General features: G+C 49.7%; 12 protein-coding genes. 7 read left to right on the forward strand and 5 right to left on the reverse strand.

Translation table 11 applies throughout. From position 1 onward, the window contains the following. Positions 1-52: 52 nt before the first annotated feature. The 4 genes from NDA02_RS08820 to NDA02_RS08835 all read left to right on the forward strand — a co-directional run bounded on the left by NDA02_RS08820 (position 53) and on the right by NDA02_RS08835 (position 3804). The gene (locus NDA02_RS08820; protein ID WP_348246913.1) at positions 53-2617 is read left to right on the forward strand and encodes an NACHT domain-containing protein; all 2565 of its coding nucleotides are present in this window, start codon (positions 53-55) and stop codon (positions 2615-2617) included. Between the two features lie 259 nt (positions 2618-2876). Continuing rightward, a complete protein-coding gene (locus tag NDA02_RS08825) occupies positions 2877-3080 on the forward strand; it encodes a type II toxin-antitoxin system HicB family antitoxin (RefSeq protein ID WP_190791866.1) in 204 nt (67 codons plus the stop codon). Beyond that, on the forward strand, positions 3077-3301 hold the full coding sequence (locus tag NDA02_RS08830; RefSeq protein ID WP_190791865.1) for a type II toxin-antitoxin system HicA family toxin: 225 nt from the start codon (positions 3077-3079) through the stop codon (positions 3299-3301). The genes NDA02_RS08825 and NDA02_RS08830 overlap by 4 nt, the downstream gene beginning before the upstream one ends. Before the next feature lie 293 nt (positions 3302-3594). Then, positions 3595-3804: a hypothetical protein gene (locus tag NDA02_RS08835; protein ID WP_190791864.1), complete on the forward strand. Its 210-nt coding sequence runs from the start codon at positions 3595-3597 to the stop codon at positions 3802-3804. 40 nt (positions 3805-3844) lie between these two features. Here the strand turns inward: NDA02_RS08835 and NDA02_RS08840 are convergent, their stop codons facing one another. Then, entirely contained in the window at positions 3845-7168 is a 3324-nt protein-coding gene (locus tag NDA02_RS08840; protein WP_199296534.1) for an alpha-mannosidase, read from the reverse strand. Between the two features lie 110 nt (positions 7169-7278). On the opposite strand from NDA02_RS08840, the gene NDA02_RS08845 reads away from it, so the two are divergent. From NDA02_RS08845 to NDA02_RS08855, 3 genes are all read left to right on the forward strand, one after another. Continuing rightward, entirely contained in the window at positions 7279-8631 is a 1353-nt protein-coding gene (locus NDA02_RS08845; RefSeq protein WP_190791863.1) for a hypothetical protein, read from the forward strand. Between the two features lie 356 nt (positions 8632-8987). Then, complete coding sequence (locus tag NDA02_RS08850; protein WP_190791862.1) at positions 8988-9680, forward strand: serine/threonine protein kinase; 693 nt, start codon at positions 8988-8990, stop codon at positions 9678-9680. Positions 9681-10218: 538 nt separating this feature from the next. Beyond that, the gene (locus tag NDA02_RS08855) at positions 10219-10371 is read left to right on the forward strand and encodes a hypothetical protein (RefSeq protein ID WP_190791861.1); all 153 of its coding nucleotides are present in this window, start codon (positions 10219-10221) and stop codon (positions 10369-10371) included. On the opposite strand, the gene NDA02_RS08860 is transcribed toward NDA02_RS08855, so the two are convergent. From NDA02_RS08860 to treY, 4 genes are all read right to left on the reverse strand, one after another. Next, positions 10368-11678 (reverse strand): TldD/PmbA family protein, encoded by a 1311-nt coding sequence (locus NDA02_RS08860; protein ID WP_348254811.1) that lies wholly within the window; start codon positions 11676-11678, stop codon positions 10368-10370. The two genes, NDA02_RS08855 and NDA02_RS08860, sit on opposite strands and share 4 nt — an antisense overlap. Before the next feature lie 81 nt (positions 11679-11759). Beyond that, positions 11760-12623, reverse strand: coding sequence for a Tab2/Atab2 family RNA-binding protein (locus tag NDA02_RS08865; RefSeq protein ID WP_190791789.1), 864 nt, complete (start codon positions 12621-12623; stop codon positions 11760-11762). Positions 12624-12666: 43 nt separating this feature from the next. After that, a complete protein-coding gene (sepF, locus tag NDA02_RS08870) occupies positions 12667-13203 on the reverse strand; it encodes a cell division protein SepF (protein WP_190791790.1) in 537 nt (178 codons plus the stop codon). A gap of 308 nt (positions 13204-13511) precedes the next feature. After that, complete coding sequence (treY, locus tag NDA02_RS08875; RefSeq protein WP_190791818.1) at positions 13512-16307, reverse strand: malto-oligosyltrehalose synthase; 2796 nt, start codon at positions 16305-16307, stop codon at positions 13512-13514. Positions 16308-16412: the final 105 nt, after the last annotated feature.

The following is a 16412-nucleotide window of genomic DNA, read 5'->3' on the forward strand; positions in this document are numbered from 1 at the left end:
CAATCAGTTAGCATTGAATCAGCTTGTGTTTCTCGCAATCTCTGGGTTTTCGATGCCTTCACCTTCGTCACAACCTCCTCTTTTCGAGCAAGCTAGGCAAAGGTTTGATCTGGACAGGCTCCGCTCTGACCTGGAAAGGACAGGAAAAATTACGCCCAGAAATTGGGAGTATCTGAAAGGCATACTGTGCGAATTAGATCAGGGAGAAATTGCGAAACACTGCTCTGTCACGAAAGGAACTGTCAAAACTGCCTTGACTGGACGTGTTAGGCAGCAGATTCTTGAACTTCTTCCAGACAAAAGTGAGATTGATTGGAAACGCTTACCACAATGGCTAATTGAAGCGGGTTATGGAATTGGAGAGGGCTATCCCGATGATTATTGGAAAGAAGTATGCCGCGCAATGCTCGATCGTCAGATTCAATCTCCAACTCTTGAATATTTGATGGCAAAGGATGGAGTTTGTATTGATCCCGCTAAATTATTCATATCTGTTGGACTGATCGAGCGCAAGCAAAAACAGTATCGGCGCTCTGATGTAAGTTCCGTTGAGCAGGGTTCTCAGCTATTACAACCTGTTGAGGACGAAATCGTTAAGCGATTTGATAATGAGGAGATTTTTTTAAGTGAGGTCATCTGTAACTCCAATACTTCAGATAACTCTCGTCTGGTCATTACGGGAGAGCCAGGTTCAGGTAAGACAACACTGTTGCAAAAAATAGGCGATCGCCTTTACCTGAAAGGAATGTTTCCAATCTGGATTTCGCTGGGTAAATGTGGAGTATCACCCACGTTTGAGTTTCTAAGCCATCTTCTTAAAAAAAATGCTAAACCCAGAAGCGTTGAGTCCTCTGAATGGGAGGCAAGCATCAATGCTTTATTGCAGACGGGAAAGGTTTGGCTTTTATTAGACGGAGCAGACGAACTAACAACAACTGGTAATTCTCTCCAAATGATTGGAGAGCAATTAAAAGAAGCATGGGCAGATCGGGTCAAGGTTGTTCTAACCTGCCGTTTGAACACCTGGGATGTTTATGCACTACCTAGATTTAAAGTTTTTCGGACTCTTGCATTTGATTATCAAACACCTATTAACAAATATCGAAATCAGATTGAAGCATACATTTATCGGTTTTTCACAAGAGATGGAGTTGATTCTCAATTAGGGGATGCGTTAATCCAGCAACTTTATCTACCAGGTAAAGAAAGAATTCGCGACTCTGTAAAAAATCCTTTGCGTTTATCATTGCTCTGCTACATTTGGGAATCACACATTGGAGAACTACCTGACACAAAAGCTGAGCTTTATCGACTTTTTGTTGATTACTACTATGACCTACAAGCACGAAAACATTCTGAGGTGGAAATCGATCGTACCGAACGAGATACTTTAAACTCAGCACTTGGCGAAGTTGCTAAAACTGCTCTTGACAGCCATGACAGTCGATTCAGGTTGAGAAAGAGCCAGATTGAGGATATATCAGCAATGGGCAAATCAGATGCAAGAGGGTCTTTATTCTATAAAGCCGTTCAGTTAGGTTGGCTTAATTATATTGGAACCACATCAGAAAAACCCCATGAAGCTACGTATGCCTTCTTTCATCCTACATTTCAGGAGTATTTTGCAGCTTTGGCGATCGACGATTGGAGCTTCTTCCTTCCTCAAACTCACATTGATAAACCTATGAAGTATGGCAAATATCGAATTTTTGAACCTCAGTGGAAGGAAGTTATAGGCTTATGGTTAGGGAAGTTTGATTTAAACGACTACTTTAAGGAACAACTCCTTCATCGCTTATTAAATTTTGAAGACAACTGTGGAAGATTTTACTCTTTCAGAGCCTACTTTCTAGCAGCAGAAGTCGCAAAGGAATTTTCAAGGTACTCAGCATTGGAGTACCACGAAATTGTATCAGCGGTTGCTAAGTATGCATTTGGATATCCTGAGGAACAGAAGTGGTGTTTTTTCCTAAAGCCTATCTACACAGAGGCTAAGGCAGTAATTCGACATGGCTTAAAAGAAAAAGAAATTAAAAACTATTTACTTTGCCTGCTAAATGAATATTTGGATGCGGGGGTTCGCTTCAGCATTGCCAATACTCTATATGCTATGGGAATTCGTACTAGAGATATAAGATTGATTTTTTATAAAGGAGTCAAGACACAGCTTCCACCCTATGCAGTTAAGGTTCTTAATAAATTAAGGGAAGAAATTGAAACGACAAACAATAATAAATTGTCCAATACTAATAAGCCAAAATTAGTATCTAACGACAAATCTATTGATTCTGGTAAGAATTCTAACTCGGCGATTGAAATTGATGATTTAATACGAAGAATTCAAATATCAGATGATTCGTTTGAAGTTCTAGAAATCGCCAAAGCCTTACAGGAAGAAACAAGAATTTGCCAGCTCTTCAAGATTGTGCAAGCCTTGGAACCCTGTCTTTCAAATCTAAAGGAACACCTGGCAGTTCAACTAGTAGAAATAAAGCATTTTAGAGACGAATACATTTATGAGATTATATGGCATTGTGCCAAGAAAATGAGCTATTCGAGCTTCTACAACGCATGGCATAAACTTCATTCTTCCAGTGTCGAGCTTGAAAGATTATAGAAGCTTTATTGTGTTGATGGGATTTGAAGTAGCATAAAAGAATAAGGGTGGTTTCTCAACAACTCTATGAGATTAAAGCTGGAGATTTTAGCTAATTATAAAATAACAATCGGTTTAGCCTTTTGAATAGACGGACCAAAAGCTTAGTGTAATGAAAATAGAATCACTATGAAACTCAAAAATATTGAAGTGTCGATCGACCAAATTAAAGAGTTTTGCGATCGCTAAGGGAAGAGCTCGTTAGGTGGAGAAACTCAGAATGAAATGGCGTGTTGTGCTTGAACATGACCCAGAAACGGGAGATTGGGCAGTGTGGTGTCCAGAATTGCCCGGCTGTACCTCCGCAGGAGAAACTCAAGAAGAGGCTCTAGATAATATTCGTGAGGCGATCGAACTCTATCTTGAACCTGAACCCCTTGAACTATCGGAAGGAGCCATCATCAAAGAGGTTTCGATCGGATGAGTCGAACCCGAAGAATGAACGCAGATGAAGTTGAGAAAATTCTTCAGCGTTATGGATTTGTTTTAGTTTCCCAGAAAGGGAGCCATCGCAAGTGGCGCAATCTTGAGCGTCAGCTTCAGGTGATTGTTCCCTATCACAAAAGCCGTGATTTACCGATTGGAACTTTGCGGAACATCATGACAACGGCTGATATTCCAGACAATGAGTGGAAAATTGATTAAAGCGACGTGTAAACCTGTATCAAGACACGCTTGCCAAAAATTGGGGTTTCCAGTACGGTTGTCTTTCAGTACTAAAAAATATCCAGTATCAAAGCGTCACCTGAGGCTGCGCGAACAGTCCCAGATGACTAACCCTCAAAACTGTGCGACCAGTTCGGAGGGCTAGAGGGCAGTTTATCACTCCACTAGCCATCCTGACTTGCTCTGGCAAAAAAGCAGCAGGGTGGCTTTGGTTTTGGGTATCGCATCAACCCAGTTCCAATGGACTCAACGACAAGTGGAGTGAAACTGTCATGACTTACAACAATGTTGCGCCGATTCAGATTAATCCTGACCCTCGCTATCTGACGATCGTGGTGATTGGTACACCGGAACACATCGATCGCTATAAGCGAGAGCAGCATTTGCGCGGATACGCCAAAATCTATGAATGGAGCAAGCCGCAGCCTGCACCGGATAGGTCTGAGAAGGTGATTGTTGCGCTGAATCGAATCATGAGTTAGCGGGATTGGGGAGGGTTTGAGGCGTGTTAGCAACTAAAGCTTATTTCTTCTCTGTCAGCAAGAAAGATGCAATTTGCCACGGTGCGAGTTGCGTGATTGGCTCGATCGCTCCCCAGTTCCCTGAGGAATCAATCCCTCCTCCTTCAAATTCTTCTAGCAGATTGGTTTTGCACACGCTCTGAAAGTTGAGTTTCTGAGCCAGCAAGCCACCAGTTGATTGCCAGTCGATCGCCGCAGACTGTCCCTGTCCTTCAAAGCAGCGCAGCACCCACTGAGTCGGATTACGTTCAGAGCGTTTGAAGGCAGCCAGGAAAGGGGCATCGGGCGGCAGCGTTAGAAATTCGCCCTGGGGCGGCAGGATGGGCTGGGCGATCGAGGATTGCTGAGGCAAAATAACCTGCACCGAATGGGTAAGTTCATATCCTCGTCGGGCGGTTTGGGCGGTTTGCCAGTTGCCGCAATGGGGATAGATGGCGTAGGTGAATTCATGCCAGCCGCGATCGGCATCGGGATGGGGCCACATGGGAGCGCGGAGCAAGGTGAGCCGGAGTTGATCAGGCTGGTGATCATAGCCGTGTTTGCAGTCGCTCAAGAGGCTGACGCCGTAGGTTTCGTCGCTCAAGTCTGCCCAGGTTAACGCCGGGACTTCCCACTGGGCTTTTTCTGCCTCGGTTTGCGGTCGGGTGGAACGATCGATCGCGCCAAACGGACTTTCGTAGATGGCTCGATCGGCTTCCAAATTGAGCGGAAAGGCGGCTTTGACGATCATGTGTTGTTCTTGCCAGTCCACCTGGGTTTCGATCGTGAGAATCCGGGAGTTGTGCGCCAGTCTGTAGGCTTGGTAAAAGGTGGATTGCCCCAGACGGCGAACGACCTGAATCCGGGTTTCCAGCAGGGTATGGGCAACTTGTCGAATTTCGGTCAGCTCTGTGGCAGGGAGAGGATGGCTGGCATAGTTAGGGTCAATGTTCCAGGCATCCCAATATTGCCCGCGATCGCGAAATGCCTGAAGTTGATTACCTGCCCCCTTGAGCACTTCCCGCTGACTCGATTTGTCGTAGAGTCGGGCGATGTCCCCGGTCTGTGGATCGATCGTTGCCTGCAAGAATTCGTTTTCGAGTAGGTATTCCTCACAGGCAACAGGAGAATTGGAGAGGGATAGCCTGGCTCCGGCATCGCCCCCTAAATTCCTCAATACTGCAGGGCTTTGAACGTTAGATGGAGCTGACTTGGTTCCCTCAGAAGTTAAGGGAGTAGGGGAGCGAAACAGGCTCAAATTCAGCAAAGCCAGCATTTCTTCTGAAAGTTTTTCTGAGGCGGGAACCAGCCAGAAGCAGCAATAGCCCAGTGCGGGAATCGGGGTGGGCTGAAACGTGAAGCGGATTGTGTCTGAATCAATTGCTTCGTGAGTGCTGGCAAGCGGTTGTCCAGCGAAATCGCAAACCTGCCAGTGGCCCGCAGGCAGCGTCAGGCAAATCAGGGGCGATCGTTCCCACGTCAGCGAGTTAAAGACAAGAACGGGCTGTGCTCCTGGGTGAGGTGGCTCGGGCAGCGTAAGAGAGGCGGCAATCGTTTGGAGTGCCTGCTGTTTAAGGAAAGTGGCAGTGTCGATCGCGTTTTGCCAGAGCCGGTTTGCGTCTTCGTACACCTCAGGAATGGCAGAACCGGGCAAGATGTCGTGAAACTGGTTAAAGAGCACCTGCTTCCAGGCGGACTCTAGCTGAGACTGGGGATATTCAACGCCGAGCAGCAAAGTCGCGATCGAGGAAAACAGTTCGGCTTCGTAGAGCAGCCGTTCACTGAGCCGATTAAATCGCTTTTGGCAGGCATGACTGGTGTAGCAGCCGCGATGAAATTCCAGATACAGGTCGGTTTTCCAGGTGGGGAGCAAATCTGAGGTAAGGGACTGGAGGCGATCGAGAAAGGCTTCGGCAGTGCTGAATTCGAGGTTAGGAAAAAAGGGTGACTGCTGCCAGCGACGCACCAGTTCCAGCATATCGCGGGTGGGTCCGCCGCCGTGATCCCCCACTCCGGGCAGCCAGAGGACAATGGGTTGACCCGAATTCTTTTCCCAGTTGCAGGCGTAACTTGCCATTTTTACCGGATCAATGCCTTCTCCGATCGGCGCAGAATGATGGCTGAAAATGCGGCTACCGTCGAGAGACTGCCACCAAAAAGCTTCATAGGGAAACTGGGTAGTGTCGTTCCAGCGCAACTTTTGGGTGACAAAGTATTCCACACCGCCCTGCTGGAGAAGCTGGGGCAACTGCCCGCAAAAGCCAAAGGTATCGGGCAACCAGGCAACCCGGCTGATCTGACCAAATTTCTCTTCGGTGTAATGCTGCCCATAAAGAATGTGTCGGACGATCGACTCGCCGCTAATCAAATTCAGCTCTGGTTCCAGCCAGAGTCCGGCAATGATTTCCCAGCGGTTCGACTTGACTTGCGATTGAATTTCAGCAAATAAGTCTGGGCGGTTGGTTTCAATCCAGTGATAGAGGGCAGGGGTGGAATGTCCAAAAATCAGCTCAGGATATTCCTGCTGCAAATCGAGAGCCGATCGAAAGGTGCGTTCTGCCGCTTTCCATGTGTCGTCGATTTCCCAGAGCCATGCCAGATCAAGGTGGGCGTGTCCCAACAAGTAAACCGATCGCTGTTTGATCCACTGGCTCCAGGAACTAAGCTGCTGCCGCATCGAGGTGATGGCGCGATCGAACCGGGCAGCATCCCTGACTTCTTCCCAGGGAAGAAAATCAACGACTGCCGCGACTTCTGCCAGAGCTTCGGGGGCGAATGTCGTCAGATAGGTTTGCAGCACCTCCAGTTCATCGGCAACAAATCCCGGTTCTGGGCAGGGGTCAAGCTCACGGTTTTCTCGCTCGTACAGCAGCAGTGATCGAACCAGCGCGCCATTATCGTGTCCCGGACTGACCAGCCGAATCGCCAGATCGATTTCTTCCCCGGGCTGAACGGCTTCGCTGAGGCAAATTCGCGTCTGACAGTCAAACAAATCGCCTTCCTGCACTCGATCGCCGTTTACAAACACCTGCGCTGCCTCCGCCCACCAAACCAGCGAGAGCCGCAGTGTCATTCCCATCAACGGATAGCCCTTGAGTTCCGCCGGAACCGTCAGCCGATGGCTCAGCCACAACACGCGCTGCCCTTTTTCCCAGGCAATATGCTCGCGATCGTTCACCGAGGCGATTGTCCATCTATTCCAGCTTTGCGGATCAAGTGCGGCGGTAAGCGACAGGTCTGCTTCACAAATGCGCCAATTGGCTTGCAGGTTGAATTGGGTAAGCTGGCGGAGACGGGCGATCGCCTGGCTCAGAGCGGGCACGGGTACGGGCAGCGAGTCTGTCATAATTTCGATAAGATCAAGGCATTGCTCAGGATTTGCCTTCCTGACTTTATCATCGCCTCATTTTTTCTTGCGTTCTTTCTGCCGTCCTTCCATTGCGTTCTTTTGCCGCTATGTCTTCTTCTGGACGATACAACAGCCGCTTTTTGAGTTTCTTGTCGCACCAGTCAATCCAGATCCAGGATCGATCGGGCATTTTGTGGCGACAGGCAAAGTTGATGGCCGTCTGGGGCGTGCAGATTACGCTTTATCCAATTTATCTGGCGTTTCAGAGCAGCCGACTCGCCACCAAACAACTGCGACACAGCATTGGCCAAACCCTGCCCCGACTTCAGGCAGCCGTGCAGCGACTACCGCAGCGAGGCAACGACTCAGCATCGACCCAGGCTCCTATAGAACGACAGCCGCTCACCAGCGACACTCCGATTCGCAAAGTTTTGGCAGCCGTGCAGGCAATGGGAATTTCGCTGCCGATCGATCAAATCCAGCTTCAGCCTGCTTTAAAAGGCTCTTCACAGTCGGTTCAGTTTGCGCCCAGGGCAAAGCCCGGAAAATCCCCGTCGCTGCGGGTGCGCGGCATTGCCTGTTTAATTGAATCTCAAAAGCTGGTTTTAGTGACGGTGCAAAATCAGCTCTTAGACGGGCTAACCGAGCCTCAACAGCAGCAGCTTCGGCGGCTCATCGTTTTAGAACTGGCAGAATACTGGCGACAGCAGCGCAGTCTCGCTTTGAGTCAGTCCCCTTTTGTCGATCCGTTTTTACCCCTGCCGCATTCTCCCCATGCAATTTTGCCGATCCGGTTGTTTTATCAGCTCATGGCATGGGAACAGCGAGGCACGATCGCCCTTTCAACAAATTTATTTCAAGAAGCCCGGCTCTCTAGAAGGCTGACAGCAAGCCAAGCTGAGAAGCCGCAACTGAGGTCGGCGGAGGTCAACTGGCTGCCGTTCGAGGAATGGTCGAAGGCGTTCAGCGCAGCAATGCGACAGAAACCGCAGCCAACCGACCGCAAATTTCGCTGGCTCCAGTTAGGAACTCAAGCCTTCTTCGATCGCCTGAATCGCTTGGATCATCCCCCCGACTGGGAAGTCACGGACACCAGCGCAATCGAGCGGTACAACAAAGGCGTGCTGGCAACCTGGAACCGTGCCCCCAAAGCCGTTCAGCTGTATCGAACCATGCCAAAATCGATCGCGGTGAATGTGCCCGTCAGCCGGGAGGTCGTTCCTTTTACGCCGTTGGAAACTGCTTTAGCAACCGTTGCGCCTGAGCCTGACCAGATTGCCGTTCACCCTGCTGCAACCAGTCAAGCCATTGAAGTTGCTTCCTACATCGAAGCGGAAGTACAGCTTGTCGGCTACATTAAACATCCGCTTGAACAGCTTTTAGAATGGCTCGATCGGGGCATGGTTTGGATCGAAGATCGAATCGCAAAAATTTGGGATTGGATTCGTCGCTGGCGATAGGGCGAACGATAAGGTAAATGCCATTTGCCGAATGACTTTGCTGGATCAATTTGCTGAATAAATCTGCCGAATCAATAGCAAAACCAATAGCAAAACAAAAATAAACGTTAGCGGAGGTTTGAAAAGTAGTATCTGAAAAGCAATATTTGAAAAGCAATATTTGTGCCCCGAACTGCCTTTTGAGCCAACCCTTGCTGAAGGAATCTCGATCGCTTTAGAAATTTAGAGTTCCCATTATTAGTGGAGCATTGTGGGTATCCTTGTTTGCCGGAAGTTTGACGGAATCGCTGCTCTGGTTTTGTATTTGTATAGAAAGCGAACGGGTTCTCTTTTCTCTGGTCAGGAGCGTTGATCTAATGGGCAATAATTTGGCGGCTCGATTCAGCGATCGTGTGGAGCACGAACTTCTCCCTGAACTGGAAGTGAGCAGCAACAGTCCCCATGATCCTGTGATTGTGAGGCAATATCCTTCCTCCTGGACGCTGTTAGGGGCAGGCAACTATGCTGCTGTATTCTGCCACCCGGATTATCCAGAGTTCGTGGTGAAGGTGTACGCGCCGGGTCGTCCTGGGTTAGAGGAAGAGGCAGAAGTGTATCGTCGTCTAGGAGATCATCCTGCCTTTTCTCAGTGTTTATTTGAGGGAAAGAACTTTCTAATCCTGAAGCGATTGGAAGGGGTGACGCTGTGGAATGCGCTGCATCGAGGCATTGCCATTCCACCTCAGATTATTCGAGACATCGATCGCGCACTGGACTACGCCCGTTCCTTAGGATTAAATCCTCACGATATTCACGGCAAAAACGTGATGATGACGCCCGCTCGTCGGGGTGTTGTGGTGGATGTGTCAGACTTTTTGCACGCTGATTATTGTTCTGCCTGGGACGACCTGAAGCGAGCCTACCGCTGGATCTATCGCCCGATTTTGCTTCCTTTAAAAGTTCGGGTTCCCAGTTGGACATTGGATTGGGTTCGCGCCTTTTACCGAAAACTACGACAAATGAGAAGCCGTAAATTTAGAGGGTTATTTTTAAGATCTTCCCACGGCTAAAGCGGCTGGGATACCCTGCATAAAGCAGATAGCACAGCGTCCAGACCTGGCGAAAGACTCGCTTTGCCCAGGATACGGTGATGAAATCAATTTGAGATTTGAAGTTAATTTTACTCTAAATAGAGTTTTCTTGATTTTTAAGGCTTTTTATAAAGTTTGTACAAAGGTTTGGTTGCCTCTGTATCAACTGTGACAGGATAGCCATAACGCAATATGTGTTGTTTGGCACATTTTCTACAGGGTTCTTTTTCGGCAATACAATTCTTCTTCATCTGCCATTCTGCATCGCGGTTGCGTGATGATTTTCTGGCAAAAAAGATTCAGCACAGCGATTCCTCTCGCGATCGTCGATAGAGTTCAAAGAACAGTTTGAATGGTCGGACTGTTTGACCTGCTTAGGGTCGCCAGTTTTTCGGTTATGACTTTTTCGGTTATCAGTTTTTTGGCTAAGCGTCCTTACCGTTCATCAGGTGCAGCTACCCAGTTCTCCTCAATCGGGTTTGCCGCTTCTGTACCTCTGCCTTTCCCGGATATGTCTATGAGATACGCATCAGAATCTATCAGCACATGGCTGACTACCATTCTCACTGTCGCGACGATTTGCCTGTTTGCTCCGTCCGATGCAAAACCAACTTTGCCCGTTCATTTGCACTGGGTGCTGCCAACTGCTCTATCGGGCTATTTACCTTAGCCGCGTCCCGTGGTCGAGAGTCCTTCAACGATCAGGGATGGCGTGTAGCAGGAACCGTTCCATTCTGCGTCGCTGCCTAGCTCTGTCAGGTTTTTCAGCGCAGTATAAACGTTGCCTGCCACCATCGTATCTTTGACCCGTCCAACAATCTGACCGCGATCGACGCGATAGCCCAGATCAACATTGATTGAAAACTCGCCGGACATTCCGGCACTGCCGCCCAGCATTTGATCAACGATAATGCCGCTTTCCAGTTTGCCGATCAACTCGCTCAGGGAAGCAGTTCCTGGCTGCACGATCAAGTTAAACAGTCCCGGAGTCGGGTAGCCGCCCAAGCCCGGACGGAAACCATTTCCAGTCGTGCCGCTGCCCAACTGCCGACCTACTCGGCGATCGGTATAAAACAACTGCAACATGCCGTCTTTGATAAAGGTAATTGGTTTGGTCGGGGTGCCTTCGTCATCAAACGGACAGCTAAAGGGACCGCGATCGGGTTCCTGACTGAGCGTGATGCTGGGGGAAGTCACCGTTTCGCCTAAGCGATCGCTCCAGGGAGAAGCCCGCTCGATTACTTGTTTGCCGCTCAGAGCCGCCTGAACGGTGCCCCAGAGCATATCCGCAGCTTTTGCCGTAAACAGGACGGGCACTTTTCCCACGGGGGGAGCCGTATTGCGTTTTGCCCAGTCTAATCGCTGAATAATCTGCTGTGCCAGAAGCACCGGATCAAGCGGTTCACGCTGGGTTTGCCCGTCGGACACGCTGAGGAAATCATCACCGCGCACCCATTCAGCAGAGAGATAGCAGCTTAGGGTCGTGTCGGTATAGCCGCAGTCTAAGCCTTCAGTATTCATTAAGCGGGTCGTTTCTGCGTCGCACTCCCACTCAGCGGTACAAAGAATTTCCGGGTATGCTTCTCGCACCAGGGCGATCGACTCCTTACCCCATTCCACTAGCGTTTCAACAGGAATTGACTCACCCAAATCCGGGTAAGACTGACCCGAAGGCGGTGAGAGTTCGATCGTCTCTGGTTCATTCAGTTCGCTGAGGGCAAGGGCACGATCGACCAGAGCTTGAGGCTCAACCGCACCATAAGCAACCGCTAAGCCCGGACAGCCGTTGCGCCAGAGTCGAAGGGCAACGCCTTCAGACTGCGAGCTTTCAAGCTGTTTTAGCCGATTCGCCTCAAAAAAGACCGGACGTGAGAGCGAATGTGACTCAAACACCTCTGCGGCTTCTGCGCCCGATCGCTTTGCAAGTTGCAGCAGTTGCTCTGCCCGTAATTCCGAGGGGGAATGGTCAGATCCCATAGTTCTTGTGATTGGAGAAAAGGTCAATGAGGGAGAACAGAGACGTTTTGCTTCTTCCCTATCTTCCGGGATTGGGGGACATTAGGCTAGCTTCACTTCCTGGAGCAGCCAGAAGCCTGCGAACGCTTCGGTTTGGGTGGGCGACTGCACCGCAATAAAATGTACGCCGTTCGCCTCTTGTTTAGCAGCTTCAAACTCTTTTGCTTCAGATTGCAGCGCAGGTTTCGGCAGCGAAGCCAAAACCCAGGAGTCAAGCCCGCCCGTTTCCAGCAAGAGCTGAGCAGGCGATTCGCTTTTGTAACGAACAAAGGCAAGCTCTAAGCCCGACATCCAGGCGGCAAGGGGCAGGGCACGCGAGGAATAAATGATTATTCCAGGAATCGGCTGGTCGGGCGCGATGTCAAACAGACTCAGTGGAAAAGATTCGCTAAAGCCAATTTCCCATTCCGGCATTTCCAAAAAGGCAGCCGCCTCCAGCGTGACAGATGCCCATCGATCGCCCACGAGCGCATCCGGCAGAGGCTGGGGCTGGGACGTAGGCATGGCAACCGAGGGATTGTTACTCGCCTGATAATTCGGCAGGGTGGGGTAATAGTCCTGCATTCGTGATTGAATCCACTGTGGCAAAACGAGTGTACGCCGACTGGAGTAAGCCGGAATTCCTGCTTCTTCGCAGGCTTTGGTGATCATGTTGCTCATTTGTCGCCGAAAAAAGCGGATTTTATCCGGGGGCTGGCTTGCCTTTTCGATCGCCCGATCGATTGCTTCCCGCAGCCAAACCGAGTTGACTTGAGCGTTCGGGCAAAACTCGGCATAGCGAAACAGCGAATCTGGCTGTCGCTGAATGTCCATTGGACTTTCGCAAATCAGCACTTCCCAGAGTTTTTTTTGGTTCTCGTCCAGCACGGGGCGCGAGTAGAAATCTAGCTCCCAAACAGTTGTCATTGTTCGATGATCGGTGTCCGATGATGGGTGGCAGCGATCTCCATCATAGGGGGCGAGGGGGACGGGTGGATGAGGAGGTAGGGAGATAGGTGGATGAGGAGGTAGGTGAGGCGGAATTGGGGGGTATCCAGGGATTTTGTTGCGCTTGGGCGATTTGCTGCATGGTGGCTTCGACGCCGGATTGGGTGATTTGGACGAAGCTGGGGGTAAAGAGGAAGATGTGAGTGCTGAGCTGTTGCTGATGTCCGTCGATCGCAAATGCCCCGCCTGCCACATAGTCCGCGCAGCGTTGCGCCTGAACAGGGTCGAGTGATCCCAGGTTTAAAACGACCGATTTGCGTTCGCGCAGTGCCAGAACCGCCTGAGCAGCTTCTTCAAACGATCGCGGCTGCATAAGCGTGACTTCCATCAGCACACCGGGCATACCCACGACTTTTCCCGACGCAGACCGCTGCATAGGCGATCGGCCGTCGTTTGGCGGTTCGCCTTCGATTAGTTCGCCATCTTCGTCATACTCGTCGTACTCGTCGTAGCCCTCGCCTAACCCGATCACATCCCGCAACCGTTGGAAAAGATTCATGACCGTTCTGTCCTTAGACCAGATCGCTTGTTCTTATTGTAGTGCGATGTTGGCGATCGGATACCAATTTTGGACGCTAGATGTTGATTTTTCGTCTTAAAAGAATGCTTTATCGGTCAGGGTTCTTCCCCGACTGCCCCTTGCCTTCTAATCTTGCCTTCTAATGCTAAGAGGAACCTGGCTCGCTTGAGGGAACTCAAAGTTCCCCAGATTTGAGGAATTGAGGGGCTATATTGCCCCTTTCATCCTCTATTTAGGAAGCAATGTAGCCCCTTTTATCGCTTTCAAACCAGGGTCTCAAACCATTCCTACTCCTGACTCACCAACAGCGCAACCGGGAAATGAGTTAGTACTTCCTTAATCCAGATCGTTTCCTCGCTGGAGATTTCCCGTCCCGTAATCACATCGCGCCATAGCGAAGACGATCCGGGGGGTTGCAGCAGGCGAGTTTCGTGCCAGACCTGTTCGCCGATCGGGTATTCGCCTTCTTTCACGATCGCTGTCGGAAAGCGGGGCGCAATGACGATCGCCTTGGTGTCACCCAACTCGCGCATAAAGGCAGTCAAATGCGCCTTCAGGCTGCCTACTACAGCGATTTTTTCGTAGCTGCCGCGCTGAAACAGGTCGGCAAGGGCGTGACGCGCTTTGAGTACCTGGTGAATCAGGAAGAGTTTGATCCGTCCGTCGTCAGGAGACTTCAGCAGTTGATTAATGCAGCCGAAAATGTCGGTGTCGATCTGCTGCTTCAGGTCTCTGAGGAAATGGAACCGCTTTTCGTAATCCACCGGACGGCGGTTATCGGGATCGACCAGGCTCAAATCCCATAGCTCTGTGCCCTGGTAGAAATCGGGTACGCCCGGAGCGGTCATCTTCAGCAGCGTTTGAGACAGCGAATTACAAATGCCGTAGTGCTGAAGCTTGCGCTGGAAAGGGCGGAATTCTTGCAGGAACAGATTGTCGTCGGTGTTCTTCAAAATGCGATCGACAAACTGCGTATAGGCAGCCTCGTAGTCGCTGTCGGGCAGTTGCCAGGACGAGTGAACTTTCGACTCGCGGCAGGCTTTGATCACGTATTCTTTAACCCGATCGATAAACGTATCGTGTTCGGCAGCATCAAACGGATAAGCTCCCAGCAACGTTTGATACAGGAAATATTCGTCGTTGTGAGCAGGAGCATCCAAGCCGTCTACGGTGTCTTTGAGGGGTGCATTAATGGCATGCCAGTTTTTCAGATGGTGTTCCCATTCCTGAGGCAGTTCCGACAGCACGTTGAGTCGGGCACGTACATCTTCGCCCCGCTTGGTGTCGTGGGTCGCTGTTTCACTGATGGCATGGGGCCACTGGGCAGCTCGATTCTGGTTGTAGGCGTGAAAGTCTTCGATCGAGATGCCAAACTGAGAAATGCTCGAACCCACTTCATTCAGAGAAACCAGGCGATTGTAGGCGTACATTGCCGTGTCTTCAACACCTTTCGCCATCAGCGGTCCCGTAAACTGCTGCATTCGCATAATGAAATGGAGCCAGAGTTTTTTGTCTTCCTCTGGCAGTTTTTCGTCAAATTCCAGCAGCAGGAACTTTTCGATAAACGACACCTCATTGTTGAAGTTGGGAATCTTCTCTTTTGCCTTCTCAATGACCTGCCGCAGGCATTCCTGATCAGGTTTCCGAAATCCTTCGGAGCTGACATAGGTGCGATAAATCGGGAACATGGCCAGCACTTCCACCAGTGCCCGCTTCAAACCATACATAGTGAAGTCACTGGTATAGCGATAGCGTTCCGAAAGCTGTTTCAGCAAAATTGCCAGGTTATCAATATCGCCTGCTAGATGTTTGCCGATGATCAGGCGTTTCTTTTCGTCAATCAGTTCCTCGCTGGATATTGCTCGACCGATAAAGTTTTGATAGATAGCATCAAATTCGGTTTCGCTGGACTGTTGACAGAATAAGCAGTTTATCTTGCTCATAAAGTCATAGCCTGTCGTTCCCTGAACTGCCCAATTAAGCGGTAGCTCTTCATGAGGTTCCAGGATCTTCTCAACGACGAGATACACATCCGGGGCTTGTTCTCGCAAACGAGCAATATATTGTGCCGGATGATACAAACCGTCAATGTGATCAATTCTCAAGCCTGTAAATTTGCCTTCTTCAACAAGCTGAAAAATAAAGGAATGGGTCGTGTCAAAAACGCGCTCTTCCTCAACCCGCATTGCGATCAAATCGTTCACCGTGAAGAATCGCCGATAGTTTAGCTCTTCGTTTCCAACCTTCCAATAAGAAAGGCGGAAAAACTGTTCTGATAGCAGGTTGTCCAGCAAGTTAAAGCTTGCAGAATTGCCAACTTCACCGTTGAAAGTCTGAATGTTTTCTTCGATAAATGCTTTGATTTCAGGGCTGTCATTCCACAATTCCCAAAGCATTCGCTTAATAAAGGTGATCTGGTCATAGCGTTCTCGCCGCTCTGTTTCTGATGGAATGTAGCGCAGCATATACAGAACGCCCAGCAGTTTCACAAAACTCGGATCATTGCGTCCTAACTTCTCGCGAATCTGCGATAGATTGTGCATCAGCACATGGCTATACGACTCGATCCGAATCGGGAAACTGAGCGCGTAGTAATTAATCGAAATGCCTTGTTCGTTGTATTTAAGCTGGAGTTCACCGCTTTCTAAACAGTCACCGTAAAACTTACCTAAAAAGGGCGCCAGTACCTTTCCCTTTAGCCCTTCGTAAGGATGATTCCAGTCGATGTCAAAATAGTCGTGATATTGGGAGTCAGGACCGTTCTCCAGCACATCTACCAGGATGTAATTTTGGCTGTCGAACGCCATGTGGTTGGGCACAATGTCCTGCAGCCAACCCATATCCCGGGGCTTGAGTTCCTCAAGGAGTGCGTTAAAGGCTTCTTCCCCCCCTAACTCTGGGCTGATTTGTTTAGGGTTGACGGTATCATAACCGTGGGTGCTGCCCTGACGCGCTGTTAAAACGGGTGAGGCATAAATATCTGAAATGCCCAGTTCTGCCAGGTAAGAGACGATCGCCTGAGCGTGAGCAAACCTGAAGTCCGGGGTGAACTGAAGCCGATAAGTCGCTAAGGGAATTCGCATCATAGGGGGGCTAAAGGCTTTTAATTCAGAGACCAGTGAAAACTGCTGTTTGGTTTTTATGTAAACAATGATCGGCGACCAATATATGGGCAACCCATGTATAGT

The organism is Leptolyngbya sp. ST-U4 (genome assembly GCF_039962215.1).
Classification (GTDB): domain Bacteria; phylum Cyanobacteriota; class Cyanobacteriia; order Elainellales; family Elainellaceae; genus Leptolyngbya_A.

What these genes read in the sequence shown, in the direction of transcription:
- NDA02_RS08830 (WP_190791865.1), top strand. Translation starts at nt 3,077, where the DNA reads ATGAGTCGAACCCGAAGAATGAACGCAGATGAAGTTGAGAAAATTCTT.
- NDA02_RS08865 (WP_190791789.1), bottom strand. Translation starts at nt 12,623, where the DNA reads ATGACAACTGTTTGGGAGCTAGATTTCTACTCGCGCCCCGTGCTGGAC.
- NDA02_RS08845 (WP_190791863.1), top strand. Translation starts at nt 7,279, where the DNA reads ATGTCTTCTTCTGGACGATACAACAGCCGCTTTTTGAGTTTCTTGTCG.
- NDA02_RS08820 (WP_348246913.1), top strand. Translation starts at nt 53, where the DNA reads ATGCCTTCACCTTCGTCACAACCTCCTCTTTTCGAGCAAGCTAGGCAA.
- NDA02_RS08835 (WP_190791864.1), top strand. Translation starts at nt 3,595, where the DNA reads ATGACTTACAACAATGTTGCGCCGATTCAGATTAATCCTGACCCTCGC.
- NDA02_RS08855 (WP_190791861.1), top strand. Translation starts at nt 10,219, where the DNA reads ATGAGATACGCATCAGAATCTATCAGCACATGGCTGACTACCATTCTC.
- sepF (WP_190791790.1), bottom strand. Translation starts at nt 13,203, where the DNA reads ATGAATCTTTTCCAACGGTTGCGGGATGTGATCGGGTTAGGCGAGGGC.
- treY (WP_190791818.1), bottom strand. Translation starts at nt 16,307, where the DNA reads ATGCGAATTCCCTTAGCGACTTATCGGCTTCAGTTCACCCCGGACTTC.
- NDA02_RS08850 (WP_190791862.1), top strand. Translation starts at nt 8,988, where the DNA reads ATGGGCAATAATTTGGCGGCTCGATTCAGCGATCGTGTGGAGCACGAA.
- NDA02_RS08825 (WP_190791866.1), top strand. Translation starts at nt 2,877, where the DNA reads ATGAAATGGCGTGTTGTGCTTGAACATGACCCAGAAACGGGAGATTGG.
- NDA02_RS08840 (WP_199296534.1), bottom strand. Translation starts at nt 7,168, where the DNA reads ATGACAGACTCGCTGCCCGTACCCGTGCCCGCTCTGAGCCAGGCGATC.
- NDA02_RS08860 (WP_348254811.1), bottom strand. Translation starts at nt 11,678, where the DNA reads ATGGGATCTGACCATTCCCCCTCGGAATTACGGGCAGAGCAACTGCTG.